A 16,539-nucleotide genomic window follows, 5' to 3' on the forward strand; every position below is an offset into this window, starting at 1 on the left:
GGGCGCAACGGGGCAGCGCTGTTAGCCTGGCCACGTGAAGATCTTCGTGGCCCGGCTGCCGGGGACCCCGGTCTTCGACCCGGCAGGGGATCAGATCGGCCGGGTCAGGGACGTCGTGGTCGGCCTGCGCATCGGCCGCCGGCCCACCGTGCACGGCCTGGTGGTGGAGGTGCAGCCGCGCCGCCGGGTGTTCCTGCCCATCACCCGCGTCCGCCGCATCGAGCCGGGCGCCGTCGTCTTCACCGGCCGCATCAACATGCGCAGGTTCGAGCAGCGCGGCACCGAGACGCTGGTGGTCGGCGAGATGCTGGACCTGGCCGTCCACGTCGACAGCGAGCCCATGACCGTCTACGACCTGGCCATGGAGGAGATCAAGCCGTCCACCTGGGAGATCACCGAGGTCGCCGTCTACAAGGGCAGGCGGCGCGAGCCGCGCATCGTGGACTGGAGCGAGGTGTCGGGGTTCGACAAGCTCCAGAAGGACCAGGGGGCGGCGGGGCTGATCGCGGCGTTCGAGTCGATGCGCGCCGCCGACATGGCCAGCGCTCTGCACGAGCTGCCGAGCAAGCGGCGCGTCGAGATCGCCCGCGCGCTCAACGACGACCGGCTGGCCGACGTGCTGGAGGAGCTGCCGCCCGACGACCAGATCGGCATCCTCGGCACGCTGGAGCCGGAGCGGGCGGCCGACGTCCTGGAGGAGATGGGCCCCGACGACGCCGCCGACCTGCTGCACGACCTGCCCGACGAGCAGGCGGCCAGGCTGCTGGCGCTGATGGAGCCGGACGAGGCGGACCCGGTGCGGCGGCTCCTGACCTATCCGGAGGACAGCGCGGGCGGCGTGATGACCAGCGAGCCGGTGATCCTGCCGCCCACCGCCACGGTGGCCGAGGCGCTCGCGCACATCAGGCAGCAGGACCTGACGCCCGCGGTCGCGGCCCAGGTCTACGTGACCCGGCCGCCCACCGAGACGCCGACGGGGACGTACCTGGGCGTCTCGCACTTCCAGCGGCTGCTGCGCGAGCCGCCGTCCACGCTGCTCGGCGCCGTGCTCGACCCGTCGATCGACCCGATCAGGCCGGCGTTCTCGCTGATCGAGATCACCGCTTACCTGGCCAACTACAACCTCGTCGCGGCCCCCGTCGTGGACGAGCTCGGCAGGCTCGTCGGCGCGGTGACCGTGGACGACGTCCTGGACCACCTGCTACCCGAGGACTGGCGCGAGGAGGCCCCGTCATGACCGCCGAACGACTGGACCAGCCCCGTGCGCTGCGCCGCTCGCTGCGGCCGCACTACGACCCGGAGGTTTTCGGCCGCCTGTCGGAGCGGATCGCCCGCTTCCTTGGCACGGCCAGGTTCCTCGTCTACATGACCGTGTTCGTGACGGTCTGGGTGAGCTGGAACTTCCTTGCGCCCCCGGGCCTCATGTTCGACCCGTACCCGTTCATCTTCCTCACGCTCATGCTGTCGCTGCAGGCCAGCTACGCCGCGCCGCTCATCCTGCTGGCCCAGAACCGGCAGGCCGACCGGGACCGCATCCAGTACGAGCACGACCGCGAGGTCGCCGATCGCAACCAGGCCGAGATCGAATATCTGACCCGCGAGATCGCCGGGCTGCGCATGGCGATCAACGAGGTCGCCACCCGCGACTACCTGCGCGCGGAGCTCGGCCGGCTGCAGGAGGAGCTCAAGGAGCCCCGCCACTGATGTTCAGCTTGCCGAGCATGGCCCGGATCTGGGCGATCTCGCCGACGCCGAGCATGTCGAGGAACTGGCTCCGGATGCCGCGCAGGTAGGTCGGGGTCGCCTCGGCCAGCCGGGCGGCGCCGGCGTCCGTCAGCACCGCGAACAGCCCGCGGGCGTCGTCCGCGCACGCCTCGCGCGACACCAGCCCGTCACGTTGCAGCCGGTCGATGAGCCTGGTCAGGCCGCTGCGGGAGAGCAGCACGCGGTCCGCGAGATCGTTCATGCGCAGCCGCCGCTCGGGCGCCTCGGCCAGCTGCATCAGCACCTCGTAGGAGGCCAGCGGCAGATCGTGGGCGACGAGCAGCTCCGCCTCCAGGTGGCGGGTCATGCGCACCTGGGCACGCTGCAGCAGCCGCCAGACCGTCAGCTCCTCGGCGGTCAGCCCGTCGTCGCGCAGGAGAGTCACGGAGTAACCTTAAGACGTTGTTGCACAGACATCTAACAGCATGGATTAACCCAGCGCGGCCCCTCGTTCATACGATGGAGGGGCATCCTCGCTGGCGTCCAGCGCCTGTCACACATATCGACATAGCCGACTAAGGAGGTACGGCACTCCTTCGTGCCGAGACTTCGATGGCACCAACCCAGGAACTGGTGACGGCGGCCCTGTCCACCGTCATCGACCCCGAGATCCGTCGCCCGATCACGGACCTCGACATGGTCAAGAGCATCGAGATCGCTCCCGATGGGGCGGTGCGGGTGGGCGTCTACCTCACCGTGTCCGGATGTCCGATGAAAGACACTATCCGGCGCGACGTGACGAACGCCGTCTCCAAGGTCGAAGGCGTGACCGGCGTCCAGATCGAGCTCGACGTCATGAGCACCGAGCAGCGCAAGAAGCTGCAGACCATGCTGAGGGGCAACCGCGGGCCGGAGAAGGAGATCCCGTTCAACCAGCCGGGCTCGCTGACCCGCGTGTTCGCGGTGGCCAGCGGCAAGGGCGGTGTCGGCAAGTCGTCGGTGACGGTCAACCTGGCCGCCGCCATGGCCGCGAGCGGCCTCAAGGTCGGCATCGTCGACGCCGACATCTACGGCCACAGCGTTCCTCGCATGCTGGGCGCCGCCGAGAAGCCCACCAAGGTCGAGGACATGATCATGCCGCCGGTGGCGCATGACATCAAGGTCATCTCGGTCGGCATGTTCAAGCCCGAGGGCAACACGCCGGTGGTCTGGCGCGGGCCGATGCTGGACCGGGCCCTCCACCAGTTCCTCGCCGACGTCTACTGGGGCGACCTCGACATCCTCCTGCTCGACCTGCCCCCGGGCACCGGCGACATCGCCATCTCCGTCGCGCAGCGGCTGCCGGGTGCGGAGATCCTGGTCGTGACGACGCCGCAGATGGCCGCCGCCGAGGTGGCCGAGCGGGCCGGATCCATCGCGGCCCAGACCCACCAGCAGATCGCCGGCGTCATCGAGAACATGGCGTGGCTGCCCTGCCCGCACTGTGACGAGCGCGTCACTGTGTTCGGCGAGGGCGGCGGCCAGATCGTGGCCGACGCGCTGACCCGCACGCTGGGGGCCCGGGTGCCGCTGCTCGGCCAGGTGCCGATCGACCTGCGGCTGCGCGAGGGCGGCGACGAGGGCAAGCCCCTGGTCCTGACCGACCCCGACGCGCCGGCCGCGGCCGAGCTGCTCAAGATCGCCTCCGGGCTGAGCAAGCGTTCCTCCAGCCTGAAGGGACTCCAACTGGGCCTGGCTCCCCGCCGCTGAGCCGTCTGGCCTCGCGTGCTCGCACCCGGTGCGGGCACACGCGGCCGGGACGGCCCTCGCGCCCTGGCGACGACCTCGGGACAGTAGCGTGTGGCGCATGCGCTCACGTCGTTCGGTTCTCGCGGTGCCCGGCAGCAATCCGCGTTTCCTGGAGAAGGCCCAGACCCTGCCCGTCGACGAGGTCTTCCTCGACCTGGAGGACTCCGTCGCGCCCGCGGCCAAGGAGGAGGCGCGCCGCAACGTCGTGGCGGCGCTGCGCGAAGGCGACTGGACCGGCAAGACGCGGGTGGTCAGGGTCAACGACCTCGCGACGCAGTGGACGTACCGGGACGTGATCGAGACCGTCGAGGGCGCCGGCGAGTTCCTCGACTGCGTGATGCTGCCCAAGGTGCAGGACCCCACGGAGGTCGTCTGGCTGGACACGTTGCTCAGCCAGATCGAGAAGGCCATGGGCTACGAGGTCGGCCGCATCGGCATCGAGGCCCAGATCGAGAACGCCCGCGGCCTGGTGAACGCCGACGCCATCGCCGGGTCGTCCAGGCGACTGGAGACCCTGGTGTTCGGCCCCGCGGACTTCATGGCCTCGATCAACATGCGCACGCTCGTCGTCGGCGAGCAGCCGCCCGGCTACGACGAGGGCGACGCCTACCACTACATCCTCATGCGGCTGCTCATGGCCGCCAGGACGCATGACCTGCAGGTGATCGACGGACCTTACCTGCAGATCAAGGATGTCGACGGCTTCAGGCGGGTGGCCAGGAGATCGGCGGCTCTCGGCTACGACGGCAAGTGGGTGCTGCATCCCTCCCAGGTGGAGGCGGCCAACGAGGTGTTCTCGCCGGCGCAGGAGGACTATGACCACGCCGAGCTCATCCTGGAGGCGTACGACTACTACACCACCGTGGAGAAGCGCGGCGCGGTCATGCTGGGCGACGAGATGATCGACGAGGCCTCGCGCAAGATGGCGCTCGTCGTGGCCGCCAAGGGGCGGGCGGCCGGGCTGGTCCGTACGAAGAGCTTCACACCTTGATGCCGATCGCGGTGAAGAACCAGAACGACGACGTCAGCCAGAGCCCCACCAGCGCGGTGAACGCCAGTCCGCCGAGCACCGGCAGCGTCCAGCCCGGCGTGTCCCGCTTGGGCAGGGCCAGCAGCTTCGTGGTGAACACGCCGTAGAAGAAGCAGCCGAGCAGCGAGTGCGCGAGCACGCGGGGCACGTCGTACTGCAGGCCCAGGGCGTAGAGGCAGTGGAAGGCGACCGGGATCGTCAGCAGGAAGGCCAGCCGTCCCGACCAGCGGTGCACGGCCGGCGGGATGGTGATCCCGAGCTTGCCCCACATCGACAGGGCCGAGACGACCTGCACGATCGCCAGGACGAACGCGCCGGTGGTCAGCCACACCTTCATGGGCAGCGCGGCGGAGAAACCGGCCACGCCGACCGCGAACCCGGTGGGCGTGTGCACCCGGCCGTACACGCCGAGCGCGAGCACGACCAGGCCGCCGATCAGCAGCGGCACCAGTAACGGCGTCAGGCTGCGTGAGGGGCGATGGTGGATGGCGGTCATTGCATCTCCTCGATGAAGCCGTCGACGTCCTTCGGGTAGATCGTGGTGTCGCCGACCGTGAGCGGCGCGGTCGGCTGGTCGCCGTTCAGCTCGGGGACCGGGACCGGGCTTCCGGCCTCGGAGGCGGCGCCGACCGTGGTGTAGCCGCCGTTCGGGTTCTTCACCCTGATCCAGCCGGCCCGGAACTGGGCGCCCCGGACGATCGCGCTGGCCCGGTACAGGCCCGACGGCTTCTCCGCCGTGGGCGCCACGAAGCTCCACTTCTTGCCGCCGACGGAGACCCAGCCCTTGGCCCGGCCGCCGCCCAACGCGGCCGTGACCTTCCCGGCGCCGATGCCCTTGAGGCTCACCTCGTCGGCGGACTGGGTGCCCTTGAACCAGGACTCGGTTGTGCCGTCGCAGAAGTAGCCGATGGCCTTGCCGTCCCTGATCGAGATCGCAATGAGGGCGCCGTTGCCCTTGACACGTCCGGCGTAGTCCGCCTTTTCGATCCGCTTCTCCTCGGACTCGGCCGGCGACGGAGACGGCTGAGCGGTGTTCTCCTTCGCCGCGGACCCTTCCGCGGCGGGGTTGTCGTCTGTGGCGGCGGTCGTGGTGTCCGCCGCGGGTGTCGCGGTGATGCTGGCGACACCAAGCCCCGCGGCGAGCACAGCTCCCGCCGCGAGGGTGATGACAGGTCCCAGCCTTGACATGGACTGCTCCCAGGGTCGAAATGCCTACCTCGGCCGCGTCCAGCGGCCGACCGCAGGTGGCAGCTGACTGCCCCTACGGCTCAGAGCATCCGCCTAAAAGGCGGGCCCGTCTGTGAACTAATGCGCATCAGATGGACAGAATGGAGAGATGCAGGAGAATCCTGGGCCGCATCATCCATACGGCATGCAGTATCCGGCTCCGCCGCGGTCCTGGCTTATGCCGGCGCCCCACGGGGCCCGGTACGACCACCTCGCCAGGAACGGGGTCGCCAGGCCGTGGCGGGCGATCGTCGGCACGATCGGGATCGCCGCCATATTCCTCCTTGTCGCGGCGGTGGTGTTGTCCGCCGGCGCGGTGGTGGCGACGCTGCTCGGCATCCCCGCACCGCTCGACGTCGAGCGCGGGCTGTTCGGCGACCCGGTGTTCGGGCTGACCGTGACGTTGTTGTCGATCGCCGCCGTGCTCCCTTTCGTGTTCGGCATGGCGGCGTTGTTGCAGCGGCGCCGTCCGGGGACGCTGTCGTCGGTGGCCGGGCGGCTGCGCTGGCCCTGGCTCATGGCCTGCGTCGGACTGGCGATCCTGGCGCTCGTGCTCGGGCAGGCCGTGCAGGTCCTCGCCCTGGCGATGAGCGGCGAGGATTACTCCGACATGTTCGGCTGGGTCGGGTGGGAACGTTTCCTGCCCGCGCTCATCGTGATCGTGCTGCTGGTGCCGTTCCAGTCGGCCGCCGAGGAGTACGTCTTCCGCGGCTGGTTCCTGCAGGCCGTCGGGGCGCACGTGCGCAATCCGGTCTGGGGCATCCTGATCGGGGCCGGCTTGTTCGCGTCGGTGCACGGATACACGTGGATGGGGCTGGCCGACGTGTTCGCCTTCGGCGCCGTCATGGGCTGGCTGGCGGTGCGGACCGGGGGACTGGAGGCCGGGATCGGGCTGCATGTCATGAACAACATGCTGGCGTTCGGGATGAGCGCGGCCGCGGGGACCCTCGAGGACGCCTTGATCCAGAGCAAGGTCGCGGTGCCGTGGCAGGCCATCGTGGGCGTGGTGGTGCAGCTTGGTGCGTACGCTTTTGGGGTTTTGTATCTGGCCAAAAAGCGGTCACTCAGCACTATTTCTGGATAAATCGGGTTAGTGGGTCGGGGAATCTCGCTAGAGAGGTCTCGCAATTCCGGCTCATTCATGCTGGTCTGGATCGTGTGGGGCGGCGAGGGACTCCGGAGGTGATCGTTTCGGTCCGGCGGGGTAAGTGTGGGCGCGTGTGATACTTCGTCGGGTGAGGACAACACGTTCGAAATCATGTGGAACGGTCCCCGCGCAGTGACCGTTTTCGTCCGACTAGTTCGACTAGGAGGTACGACGCGTGGCCTCCGGCCCCAGCGAACCGCCTCGGCGACCGCCGGGTGACGACGACCCGCGTTCCGAGGGCACGTCGGAACCGCACTCTTCCCCAGAGCCCAGGATCAGCCATTCCCCGCCCGGTCCCACCGACGACCGGGCCAGGGGCTTACCTCTGACCTCCCCGTGGGGCATGCCGCCGTTCGCGGCACCGGTGCCGGACGAGGAGCCGCCGGAGGCGCCCAAGGGGCGCATGCCGTACAGCTCGCCGACAGCGGAACCCGAAGCCGAGCCGCGCCGCCGGGCGCGGCGTGTCGTCAACCGGCCGGACAAGCTCGTGGCCGGCGGCCCCCCGACGACACCCACCGACACCGAAGGGCCCACCGCCCCCGCCGCGCCCGAGTCCGCCGGCCGCGAGTCCATCGCGCGCGAGGCTGCTGGGCGGGAGTCTGCGGCGCGCGAGGCTGCGGCGCGCGAGGCCGCCGCACGCGAGGCCGCCGCGCCCGAGTCCGCGGGGCGTGACGCCGCGGCGTGGGAGTCCGCTGGCCGCGAGGCTGCCACGCACGAGGCCGCGGCGCGCGAGGCCGCGGTGTGGGAGTCTGCGGCGCACGAGGTCGTGGGGCGCGAGTCCGCGGGGCGCGAGTCCGCCGCGCGCGAGGTCGTGGGGCGTGACGCCGCGGCGTGGGAGCCTGTGGCCGGCGAGTCTGCCACACGGGAGTTCGTGGAGCGGGAGCGTGCCGCGCAGGAGTTCGCGGAGCGGGAGCGTGCCGCGCAGGAGCCGGAGGCGTCGCCTCGGCGGGACCCGCGCACGATCCCGTACCGCTTGGTGGTCCCCGCCAAAGAGCCCACCGAGCAGCCTGCCCCGGCGGAAGAGCCGGAGGGACGGCGCGAGGACGAGCCGGAGGTGCGGCGGGTCGGGCGGCCGCCGGCCGGGCGGCCGACGCGGCCCGACCTCCTGGTCGCCACGGGCCCCCCGCGCCCTCAAGGGTCGAGCGGCCGCCATCACCGAGGCCCGGCCCCCGCCGCCGTACGCAGGTCCAGTCCGGTACGCCGGGGCAACCGCGCCGCCCCGATCGTCCTGACCCTGGCCGCGGCCGTCCTCGTGGCCGCCGGCGTGCTCGTGTGGCAGTGGACCGGCGAGGAGGCCCCCAGCCTGCGTCTGGAGGCGGGCACCGGCCGCTCGGGGGATGAGCTGTTCACCGTGCCCGCCTCGGGCGACGGCACCAATCAGAAGCTCAACGCCATGACCTCGGTCGGCCGCGCGGTGGTGGCGGTCGGCAGCGACACGACCGGCCCGACCCCGCGCCCGCTGTTCCTGTTCTCCCCGGACGGTGGCAAGAACTGGCAGCTGGGTCAGGTGAGCGGCGTTTCCACCCCCACGGTCCAGCGGGTGGTCGGCGGGAACGGTCGCTGGCTGGCTAGCGGCGGCGACGGCCAGTCGGGCGAGCGTGGCCTGTGGACCAGCACCGACGGGTTCAGCTGGCAGGCCGTGGAGGCGACGGGGTCGCCCGCGTTCCGGGCCGGCGACCAGATCCACGACATCGCCATTACGGCGTCCGGATTCGTCGCAGTGGGGCGCGCGACGGGGGACGACGGCGCGATCGGGCCGGCGGCCTGGCGTTCCGGAGACGGCCGCACGTGGGAGCGGGCGGAGAGCACGGGGCTCGAGGTGAGGGAGCTCAAGGCGGTGGTCGCCAGGGGCGACACCGTCGTGGCGATCGGGCACCCCGCGGAAGGCGAGGGTTCGCGGGTGGTCCGATCGGCCGACGGCGGGCGCACCTGGCAGGCCACCGGCTTCCAGCTGCCCGAGGCGGCCGATTCGCGGCCAGGGACGCTGGCGGTGCTGCCCAAGCGGTTCGTGCTGGTGCCGACGCGGCACCGTACGGTCACGGGAGACGTACGCGTCTACTGCTCCCCGACCGGGGCGGAATGGTCGCAGTGCGGCTCCATCGGCGGCCTGAGCGGCGAGAGCGTCGGCGTGGAGTCGCTGATCTCCTACTCTGGGGGCATCGCCGCGATCACGCAGGCCGGCCTCGGCCGCTATACGGTGCTGACCACCGCGGACGGGCGCGCCTGGGCCAAGCGGACCGACCTCGGCAACCTGCAGGGCGCGACGTTGCGCGGGTTCACGATCTCCGCCGGCGGCACCCTGTTCGCCGGCGGTGACCAGGCGGTCACCGACGTCGACAACCAGCTGGTGCTCATGTCCGCGCCACCGCGAGGGCAGGCCTCGCGGGTGGCGCTCGGCGACGTCGAGGGCCTGACTCGCATCGCGCGCGAGACCACCGGCATCACGAGCTTCGCCGGCCGGTATGTGGCCGTCGGCTCGGCCTCGGGCGACGCCGGCCTGTGGACGATCAAGAACTGGCAGAGCTGGAAGTCCATGAGCCTCGGCGGCCCCGGCAGGCAGCGGCTGGAGGACGTGGCGCACGGCGCCCGCGGTTGGCTGGCCGTCGGCGGCACGGAGACCACCGTGTCGATCACCGACCCCCTGCTGGTCACCTCGACCGACGGCGAGAGCTGGAAGAAGGTGGACGTCTCAGGCGACCTGACCCGCCGCTCCGACCGTCCGTACCTGGGGACCCATGTGGTGACCGCGGGGAAGAAGGGCTACGTGCTGGCGGGGGAGGACCGCGATCAGGCAGGGACCGCGAGCGCGGCCATGTGGTTCACCACGGACCTGCGCAAGTACACCAGGTCGAAGAAGCTGCCGCAGGGCGGCTCCGGCGTGCGCATCCACGACGCGGTGGCCACCGCGGACGCCTTCGTGGCGGTGGGCGGCTCGGGGTCGGCCGACGAGGAGCGCAGCGTGGTCTGGTACTCCGAGGACGGGGTCAACTGGAGTTCGCGCACCCGCGTCGCCCCGCCGGACGCCACGTCGGCCGGGCTCCGTCAGATCACCGCCTACCAGGGCAAGCTGGTGGCCATCGGCACCGCGCTGACGGGCGGCTCGCGGCGGGCCTTCGCCGCCGTCTCCGACGACGAGGGCGCTTCATGGCAGACGGCCTGGCTGCCCGCGGACCAGGCGGCCGCGGTGCACGACCTGGCCGCGACGGAGGAAGGTCTCGTGGCGGTCGGCTGGCACGGCGTGCCGGGGGAGGGCGACAGCGCGGCCTGGACCTCGCAGGACGGCCTGTCGTGGAACCGCATGGCGCTGACCAGGGATCGCCTGGCGGGCCAAGGGATGCAGTGGCTGACGGCGGTGGCCGTGTCGGGGACGGAGGTCGTGGCGCTCGGGCGGTCGACGACGTACAACGCCGACCACCTCATCCTGTGGAGCTCGAACCTCACGTCAAGCAGGTAACACGCCCCAGTCGGTCAGCGCGTCGAGCAGGCCCGCGGACAGCGGCAGCCGGGCCAGCTCCTCCGCCGTGCACCAGCGCACGTCGGCTGCGTCGTCCCCAGCCGTGGGGACGCCGCCAGCCACGGTCGCCAGGTAGTCGCGGATCACGTACGTGACGCCGCCGGGGCCGGGGCGGTCCACCGTGCCGGCCAGGCGGCCGACCTCGACGCGCAGGCCCGTCTCCTCCAGGACCTCGCGCCGCACGCCGGCGGCGTCGCTCTCCCCGGGCTCCAGGCGGCCCCCGGGGATCGACCACAGGCCCATGCCCGGCGGGTGTCCCCGCTTGATCAGAAGGATGCGGCCGGCGTCGTCGACGACGATCGCGCCGACACAATTTACGCGCACATGGCCAAGATTACGACGGGATAACGAGATGCGGCCTTGACGGGGGCGCACCGGAGAAAGCACCGTGGGTAGTTGTGAGAGCGGCTCCAACCTGCCCACGGTGTTTTGGCCCGCTTCACGGGCCGAGCGCGTGGTCTAGTGCGTATCGATGTGACACGCACGGTGACGTCCTGCCCTATCAGCCTCCGTGGCCGCCGACCAGCACGGCGCTCGAGGCGATGCGCAAGAGCTCCGTGGTGCCCGTGTGGCTGCCGTGGCCGTTGCCGGCCGGCTGGCTGGTGACCGGCTTCGCGGAGGTGGGTGATCAACGAACCGGGGCCCGTGCCAGCGTGGTGGCGCTGACCGGGCCGTCGTTGATGGAGGGGCCGGCCGACATGCTCGTGGTCGCCGAGGAGCCCGGCATCGGGCTCGGCGCGGCCTTCGCGGGGCTGGGCGGGCCCGATCCCGGCGAGGGATTCGACGCCGGCCCGCCGAACGCCAAGATCGAGGTGCTCGGTCACCCTTGCCCGCTGTGGTTCGTGGACAACGGTCAGAGCGACCGCGCCGTCTACGCGGGCGAGGCGCTGGGCAACTGGCTGTGGACGATCTGCTGGCCGGCTGACGCCGGGGCCATGATCGCGCTCGCCGAGGTCTCGCTGATCGACGCCCGGGATCACGACCTTGACGTACCCTTTGGCGCGTTCTCCCCCAGACTGGAGGATTAGCAAGTCGCGTTGTCAGGCAGACCGACTAGAGTTCGGAGGCGTGACAGCGCGTATCGAGCGAGTGGTGACCGAGGGCGTCGTCGACATCGACGGCACCGAACACAAGGTCGAGAACAACACGTGGATCGTGGGCGACGATGACGAGGTGATCGTCATCGATCCCTCCCGCGACTCCGACAAGATCATGGAGCAGGTGGGCGAGCGTGAGGTGCTGGCCGTCATCTGCACGGCGGGCCTGCCCGACCACGTCGGGGCCGCCATCGAGGTGGCCAGCCGGGACGAGGCCGTGGTCGCCCTGCATCCCAAGGACAAGCCTCTGTGGCGGGAGACCTGGACGGAGACCTGGCCCGACATCGACATGGAGGACGACGGCATCTTCGAGGTGGCCGATGTCCAGCTCGACGTCATGGAGACGCCGGGCGTCACCTCTGGTGGCGTGTCGCTCTACTGCGAGGGGCTCGGGGCCGTCTTCACCGGCAAGGCCCTGCAGGCCGACGGCCCGGGCAAGCTGGGCGGCGAATATCCTGCCCTGGCCGACCAGCTGACCTCGATCGGTGGGCGGCTGTTCACGCTGCCCCACAGCACGCGGGTGCTGGCGGTCCATGGGGACGAGGTCACGATCGGCGACCTCGAGCCGCACTTCGACGACTGGGTCTCGGGTTCGCTGACCCGCGTCGAGACCGAGGGCGGCGACGAGGACCCGCTGCCCGACGGCACCAAGGCCTCCGGGATCAAGCTCAACCCGAGCGACGACTAAGGCGAGGGAGTGCCGGCGCCCGCCTTACGGAGTGAGGCCACATGAACGCAGTGCAGCTTCCGCTGGAGGGCATGCCGCGGCGGCTCTACTCGTGCACGCCGTCGCGGTTGAACGCCTGGCTGGACTGCCGCCGCCGCTACAGGTTCACCTACCTGGACCGGCCGGCGCCGTCCAAGGGACCCGCCTGGGCGCACAACAGCGTCGGGGCGAGCGTGCACAACGCGCTGGCGGGCTGGTGGCGGGAGCCGTACGAGCGTAGGACCCCGCTGACGGCGGCCATCCTGCTCACGAACGGGTGGATCACCGAGGGGTTCAGGGATGCCGAGCAGTCGGGGCGGTGGCTGGAGCGCGCCCGCGACCTCGTGTCCGGATATGTCGCGACATTGGATCCGGCCGATGATCCGGTCGGTGTCGAGCGCACCGTCGCCACCCGCACCAAGGTCATCGCCGTGTCCGGCCGCATCGACCGGCTCGACCGGCGCGGGGACGAGCTCGTCGTGGTCGACTACAAGACCGGACGCCGGCCGCTCACCCAGGACGACGCGCGCTCGTCGCTCGCCCTGGCCGTCTACGCCGTCGCGGCGTCCACGATGATGCGCACGCCCTGCCGGACCGTGGAGCTGCACCACCTGCCGACGGGCGAGATCGTCGAGTGGCGCCACACCGAGGAGTCCCTCGCCCGGCATCTGGGGCGGGCGGAGGATCTTGCCACGGAGGCCGCCGCGGCCGACGAGCGCTACCGGGAAGCGGTCGCCGCGCCACCGTCCCGCGGCCGCGCTTCCGGCGCGGCGACGACCCGGCCCGTGACCGCCCCGGGCGGGGATAGGGCGGCAGGCGGCCGCTCCGCGACCGCGCCGGGCGGGGCTGCTGCGGGAGGTGGCCGGTCCGCGACCACGCCGGGCGGAGCTGCGGCGGAAGGCGGGCGGTCCTGGGGCGCAGTGGGCGGCGAGTGGCCGTCGGCCCCGGTCGAGCGGCCGTCCGTCGGACCCGCGGCGGTGCCCGCCGAGATCGACGAGCTCTTCGCCCCCAATCCCGGCTCGATCTGCTCGTGGTGCGACTTCCGCCGCCATTGCCCCGAGGGCCAGGCGGCCGCTCCCGAGCGCCGCCCTTGGGATGCGCTGGCGGAGTAGCCGGGCGGGGAACCACGCACCGCATCAGGTGTGTGAGACGTTCAGTGACGCCGTTTGCCTCCTGAAACAGCGGTCATGGAACTTTTGTGACACGCGTGGAGCGCTTACCGTTCTTAAGCGAATTAGCCGGTAGTGGCTGCATCGCCGTGGACCATGCCGGGGCTGGGTCCGGGTGCACCCCGAACGGTCTTGGGTGCGGGGAACAGCGCGAGCTGGTCGCTCGTCCCGGCAGGTCTTGCCGCCCCGGTGGGGCGTGCCTGCGGTCCTGGGCGGGCTCGCGGTCCCGTGCGCTGTCGGGCGGGATGCGGTCTGGCCGGTAGCTCTCCGCGCCGCCATCCTCTGGTGGCGGGCGGTCACACCTGGCCGACGCCGGATCCCGTGTCCGAAAGCGCGTCGTCCGATCGCCACCGCAGCGGCATGGTGCCGGGTGGCCGTGTTCTGCTTGGTGTTCTGTTTGGTCTGCTGCTGGAGCGGGCGTTGCCAGTGCTGGGCGCCCCACTTGCTGGTGTAGGCCCGGTCGACGGCGACCACGACCAGGCCGCGGTGGTAGGCCATGCCGCGCAACCGTTCGCGAAAGCGTGCGGTGGGGATGCCGGCGACGGTGCGGCGGAAGCTCTTGCCCCGTCGGCCGCGTCCCATGGTCTCCCGGCCGGTGGCGCGGGCATCGTCGAAGCCCAGATTCTCAATCGCGAACCCGGCGCAGCCATGCCGGTGGGCGAGACGGATCAGCTCGCTGATCGCCTGCCGCAGCCGCCCGTCGCGCCGAGAGGCAGGGCCGCTCAGCGCGGTTGGGATGGTGATGGGCTGGCCGATCGGGTTGCCGCAGGCGTCGACGACGCAGGCGGCCAGGTGGTCGGCGTTGAGGTCCACGCTCAGCAGCCGCGCCCCGGAGGCGGTCAGTTGGTCCGGGGACGGGGGTGCCAGGGTGTCGGCGGACCAGGAGGCGTCCAGATACCACCGATCCCGCTCCGGGTGGTAGGTGATGTCGTAACGCACCGCCCGATTGGCCTGAACACGGTCCAGCCAATCCTCCCGGCGGTGGTGAAAACGCACAGCGCTCGATAGCCGGCAGCGGCCTCTGGGGGCGTTGGCCATGTGCCGCAGCGGCTCCGGCAGCACGATCGTCACCGAGCCGTCGCCGGGATCGACAGTGATGGTGTAGTTCCCGAACGGCGCTCCCGTCTCCCCGTCGGCGGTGAGGAACATCCGCCGCGCCTCCCACTGCCGGCGCCACTGCTGCTCGGAGAGATCGGCGTCGGCGAGGGTGTGCCGGAGTTTGGCCAGGCGGCGGCCGCCTACCGTGACGGCTGGGCGGCCCATGGTGATGCGGTCCTCCACGCGGGCCAGCCGGCCGGTGAGCACCTGCAGTCGGCGCTGCTTTTGCCAGCGCTCGTCCTGATCGGCGTATCCGCGTACCCGGCCTTCGCGTGTGCCGCATGGCACCGCCAGCCGCTTGCTGATCGTGGTGATGGCGCGGCGCAGACTGGCGCATTCGTCGTGCAGGCAGCGCAGCGCGAGCTGATACTGATCCTCCGAGGTGCGAGTCATCGCCCCGGCCCACCGCGACGAGGACACCGCAGTGAGCCTCTTCTTTCGCTCGGCCCGCCGATTGTCTTTGCCTGCGACGTTCCCGATACCGATGCGCTCGGCCAGGTCGGCGCGAGCATGGCTGCCCAGATGACGGCCGACGGCGGTCAGCACCTCGATGTCCCGCTCGGACAGCCGCAGACGATCCCGGATCCGTGCCCCGGCGGGTACCGCGACGGTGAACGACGCCGCGATTGTGCGCAGTCCCTTTCCCGTCGTCCGGCGCTTACCCATGCCTTATGCCTTCGCTGGGTTGCGCACTGGCTGGGTGGGCAACGGGATCAGCCCGGTCGCGCCAGCAGCGAGCCGGTATGCCTGCATGACCTGCCCTCCTGGGGTTCTTTACTCTGAGTGATCGCCAGACTACATGCTTCCAGTCCTGTCGGATAGAACATTTGAGCGATACCTGGAGTCCCACCCCTACGACCCCGGCGAGGCCCCCATAGGTCACGGCAGGCGTGGCCGCCGAGCAAGATTGACCAGGGACCGATAAGGACAGCGTGATCGCGGCCCCGTCCTTCGTGCGATGTGCCCCGAAATGGCCGCAATGACCTACAAGGCAGGAAGCAGCTGGCCGACCCGGCGCCGGCCAGGTCGCGACGGCGACCGCAATGTGGAATTCTGCCTCGATGTCGGTCGGCGCGACGGCGATCGTGGAGGAGTGGTGCGGGTTCTGCCTGACCGGCTGGCGGGCGGCGTGCTCCTGCCCGTCAGGCAGCCAGCGCCTTCGGCCAGCGGCGAGGATCGGTCAGGCCCTTGAGCCCTTTGCTGACGTCGTACCCGGCCGCGCCCAGCCGCTCCCGTGCGGCCTGCAACATCTCCCGCGTGGCCGGCATGAACGCGTGGTCGTGCACGGGCTCCGGCAACGCGTTCATGCCCAGCCGGAACGCCTTCAGCCCGGCCGTGACCGTGGCCCGGGGCACCTCGGGCAGTGCGCCGTACATCCGCCTGGCCCAGTCCGGCAGCGTGAAGTAACACAGCGCGCCGAACGGAAAGTATGCGGGCTTGCCGGCCGACAGCAGCCTGAGCTCGTGCGGCAACCGCGGCCACAGCAGGAACCGCACGGTCGCGGCCGCCTCCTCCGTCACGCGCAGGCGGGGCCGCATCTGCTTGAAGTACGCCTCCATCTCCGCACACGTGCCCGGCACGTCCTCGGGATGAAGGCCGACGTACGCGGCGCTCTTGCGCTGCTCGGACAGGTAGGCGTCGGCCTGGCGCTCGGTCAGTGCGAGCCCGCCCCGCCTGGCCACCTCCAGGTACGACGACACCTCCGCGCAGTGCACCCACAACAGCAACTCGGGGTCGTCCACCCGATGCGTGCGCCCCGTGTCGGGATCGTGGATGCGCAGCGCCTTGTGGATGCCGCGCACCCGCCGCCCGATCTCGTCGGCCTCCTCGGGACTGCCGAACGTCACCCGCCCCACGAAATCCGCGGTGCGCCGCAGCCGCCCGAACGGGTCCTCCTGGAAGCCGGAGTTCTGCCAGACGCCGCGCATGGCCAGCGGGTGCAGTGCCTGCAGCATGAGGCCGCGTACCCCGCCCACCCACATCGAGCGGTCGAGATGCACCTGCCAGGTCGCACTCTGCGGCGGCTGGACGACGATTTCCTGAATGCTCGCCATAGTAA

General features: G+C 71.0%; 15 protein-coding genes. 9 read left to right on the top strand and 6 right to left on the bottom strand.

Annotation, left to right across the window (positions count from 1 at the left end; all coding sequences use genetic code 11):
• Window positions 1-34 precede the first annotated feature (34 nt).
• Window positions 35-1,237: a magnesium transporter MgtE N-terminal domain-containing protein gene (locus tag ACTWQA_RS20670; protein ID WP_371825963.1), complete on the top strand. Its 1,203-nt coding sequence runs from the start codon at window positions 35-37 to the stop codon at window positions 1,235-1,237.
• Complete coding sequence (locus ACTWQA_RS20675; RefSeq protein ID WP_443160793.1) at window positions 1,234-1,704, top strand: DUF1003 domain-containing protein; 471 nt, start codon at window positions 1,234-1,236, stop codon at window positions 1,702-1,704. Before ACTWQA_RS20670 ends, ACTWQA_RS20675 begins: the two co-directional genes overlap by 4 nt.
• Here ACTWQA_RS20675 and ACTWQA_RS20680 read toward each other — a convergent pair.
• Window positions 1,685-2,149: a MarR family winged helix-turn-helix transcriptional regulator gene (locus ACTWQA_RS20680; protein ID WP_443160794.1), complete on the bottom strand. Its 465-nt coding sequence runs from the start codon at window positions 2,147-2,149 to the stop codon at window positions 1,685-1,687. The genes ACTWQA_RS20675 and ACTWQA_RS20680 overlap by 20 nt on opposite strands.
• A 167-nt stretch (window positions 2,150-2,316) precedes the next feature.
• Between ACTWQA_RS20680 and ACTWQA_RS20685 the strand changes: the two genes are divergently transcribed.
• The gene (locus ACTWQA_RS20685) at window positions 2,317-3,453 is read left to right on the top strand and encodes an Mrp/NBP35 family ATP-binding protein (RefSeq protein ID WP_443160795.1); all 1,137 of its coding nucleotides are present in this window, start codon (window positions 2,317-2,319) and stop codon (window positions 3,451-3,453) included.
• 97 nt (window positions 3,454-3,550) lie between these two features.
• Window positions 3,551-4,483 carry an HpcH/HpaI aldolase/citrate lyase family protein gene (locus tag ACTWQA_RS20690; protein ID WP_443160796.1) on the top strand — a complete coding sequence of 311 codons (933 nt, stop codon included), beginning with the start codon at window positions 3,551-3,553 and terminating at the stop codon, window positions 4,481-4,483.
• Here the strand turns inward: ACTWQA_RS20690 and ACTWQA_RS20695 are convergent.
• Together ACTWQA_RS20695 and ACTWQA_RS20700 are read right to left on the bottom strand one after the other, a co-directional pair.
• Window positions 4,473-5,018: a DUF6529 family protein gene (locus tag ACTWQA_RS20695; RefSeq protein WP_327588890.1), complete on the bottom strand. Its 546-nt coding sequence runs from the start codon at window positions 5,016-5,018 to the stop codon at window positions 4,473-4,475. The genes ACTWQA_RS20690 and ACTWQA_RS20695 overlap by 11 nt on opposite strands.
• Window positions 5,015-5,710 carry a hypothetical protein gene (locus tag ACTWQA_RS20700; RefSeq protein ID WP_443160797.1) on the bottom strand — a complete coding sequence of 232 codons (696 nt, stop codon included), beginning with the start codon at window positions 5,708-5,710 and terminating at the stop codon, window positions 5,015-5,017. Before ACTWQA_RS20700 ends, ACTWQA_RS20695 begins: the two co-directional genes overlap by 4 nt.
• 148 nt (window positions 5,711-5,858) lie before the next feature.
• Between ACTWQA_RS20700 and ACTWQA_RS20705 the strand changes: the two genes are divergently transcribed.
• On the top strand, window positions 5,859-6,833 hold the full coding sequence (locus tag ACTWQA_RS20705) for a lysostaphin resistance A-like protein (protein ID WP_443160798.1): 975 nt from the start codon (window positions 5,859-5,861) through the stop codon (window positions 6,831-6,833).
• 406 nt (window positions 6,834-7,239) lie between these two features.
• Window positions 7,240-10,350 carry a hypothetical protein gene (locus ACTWQA_RS20710; protein ID WP_443160799.1) on the top strand — a complete coding sequence of 1,037 codons (3,111 nt, stop codon included), beginning with the start codon at window positions 7,240-7,242 and terminating at the stop codon, window positions 10,348-10,350.
• Here the strand turns inward: ACTWQA_RS20710 and ACTWQA_RS20715 are convergent.
• Window positions 10,339-10,734: an NUDIX hydrolase gene (locus tag ACTWQA_RS20715; RefSeq protein WP_443160800.1), complete on the bottom strand. Its 396-nt coding sequence runs from the start codon at window positions 10,732-10,734 to the stop codon at window positions 10,339-10,341. The genes ACTWQA_RS20710 and ACTWQA_RS20715 overlap by 12 nt on opposite strands.
• Window positions 10,735-10,808: 74 nt before the next feature.
• On the opposite strand from ACTWQA_RS20715, the gene ACTWQA_RS20720 reads away from it, so the two are divergent.
• From ACTWQA_RS20720 to ACTWQA_RS20730, 3 genes are read left to right on the top strand one after another with little or no spacing between them, the layout of a single operon-like run.
• Window positions 10,809-11,438, top strand: coding sequence for a DUF6758 family protein (locus ACTWQA_RS20720; protein ID WP_443160801.1), 630 nt, complete (start codon window positions 10,809-10,811; stop codon window positions 11,436-11,438).
• A 40-nt stretch (window positions 11,439-11,478) separates the two neighbouring features.
• Window positions 11,479-12,195, top strand: coding sequence for an MBL fold metallo-hydrolase (locus ACTWQA_RS20725; RefSeq protein WP_443160802.1), 717 nt, complete (start codon window positions 11,479-11,481; stop codon window positions 12,193-12,195).
• Window positions 12,196-12,236: 41 nt separating this feature from the next.
• A complete protein-coding gene (locus ACTWQA_RS20730) occupies window positions 12,237-13,325 on the top strand; it encodes a RecB family exonuclease (RefSeq protein WP_443160803.1) in 1,089 nt (362 codons plus the stop codon).
• 24 nt (window positions 13,326-13,349) lie between these two features.
• Here the strand turns inward: ACTWQA_RS20730 and ACTWQA_RS20735 are convergent, their stop codons facing one another.
• Both ACTWQA_RS20735 and ACTWQA_RS20740 read right to left on the bottom strand, forming a co-directional pair.
• Window positions 13,350-15,146 carry an IS200/IS605 family accessory protein TnpB-related protein gene (locus ACTWQA_RS20735; RefSeq protein WP_443160804.1) on the bottom strand — a complete coding sequence of 599 codons (1,797 nt, stop codon included), beginning with the start codon at window positions 15,144-15,146 and terminating at the stop codon, window positions 13,350-13,352.
• Between the two features lie 476 nt (window positions 15,147-15,622).
• A complete protein-coding gene (locus ACTWQA_RS20740) occupies window positions 15,623-16,534 on the bottom strand; it encodes an oxygenase MpaB family protein (RefSeq protein WP_443160805.1) in 912 nt (303 codons plus the stop codon).
• Window positions 16,535-16,539: the final 5 nt, after the last annotated feature.

The sequence above is a fragment of the Nonomuraea sp. 10N515B genome, assembly GCF_052245915.1.
Taxonomy (GTDB): domain Bacteria; phylum Actinomycetota; class Actinomycetes; order Streptosporangiales; family Streptosporangiaceae; genus Nonomuraea.

Coding starts and splice junctions, on each gene's coding strand:
- ACTWQA_RS20675 (WP_443160793.1), top strand. CDS start 1,234: ATGACCGCCGAACGACTGGACCAGCCCCGTGCGCTGCGCCGCTCGCTG.
- ACTWQA_RS20685 (WP_443160795.1), top strand. CDS start 2,317: ATGGCACCAACCCAGGAACTGGTGACGGCGGCCCTGTCCACCGTCATC.
- ACTWQA_RS20690 (WP_443160796.1), top strand. CDS start 3,551: ATGCGCTCACGTCGTTCGGTTCTCGCGGTGCCCGGCAGCAATCCGCGT.
- ACTWQA_RS20695 (WP_327588890.1), bottom strand. CDS start 5,018: ATGACCGCCATCCACCATCGCCCCTCACGCAGCCTGACGCCGTTACTG.
- ACTWQA_RS20700 (WP_443160797.1), bottom strand. CDS start 5,710: ATGTCAAGGCTGGGACCTGTCATCACCCTCGCGGCGGGAGCTGTGCTC.
- ACTWQA_RS20705 (WP_443160798.1), top strand. CDS start 5,859: ATGCAGGAGAATCCTGGGCCGCATCATCCATACGGCATGCAGTATCCG.
- ACTWQA_RS20710 (WP_443160799.1), top strand. CDS start 7,240: ATGCCGCCGTTCGCGGCACCGGTGCCGGACGAGGAGCCGCCGGAGGCG.
- ACTWQA_RS20730 (WP_443160803.1), top strand. CDS start 12,237: ATGAACGCAGTGCAGCTTCCGCTGGAGGGCATGCCGCGGCGGCTCTAC.
- ACTWQA_RS20735 (WP_443160804.1), bottom strand. CDS start 15,146: ATGGGTAAGCGCCGGACGACGGGAAAGGGACTGCGCACAATCGCGGCG.
- ACTWQA_RS20740 (WP_443160805.1), bottom strand. CDS start 16,534: ATGGCGAGCATTCAGGAAATCGTCGTCCAGCCGCCGCAGAGTGCGACC.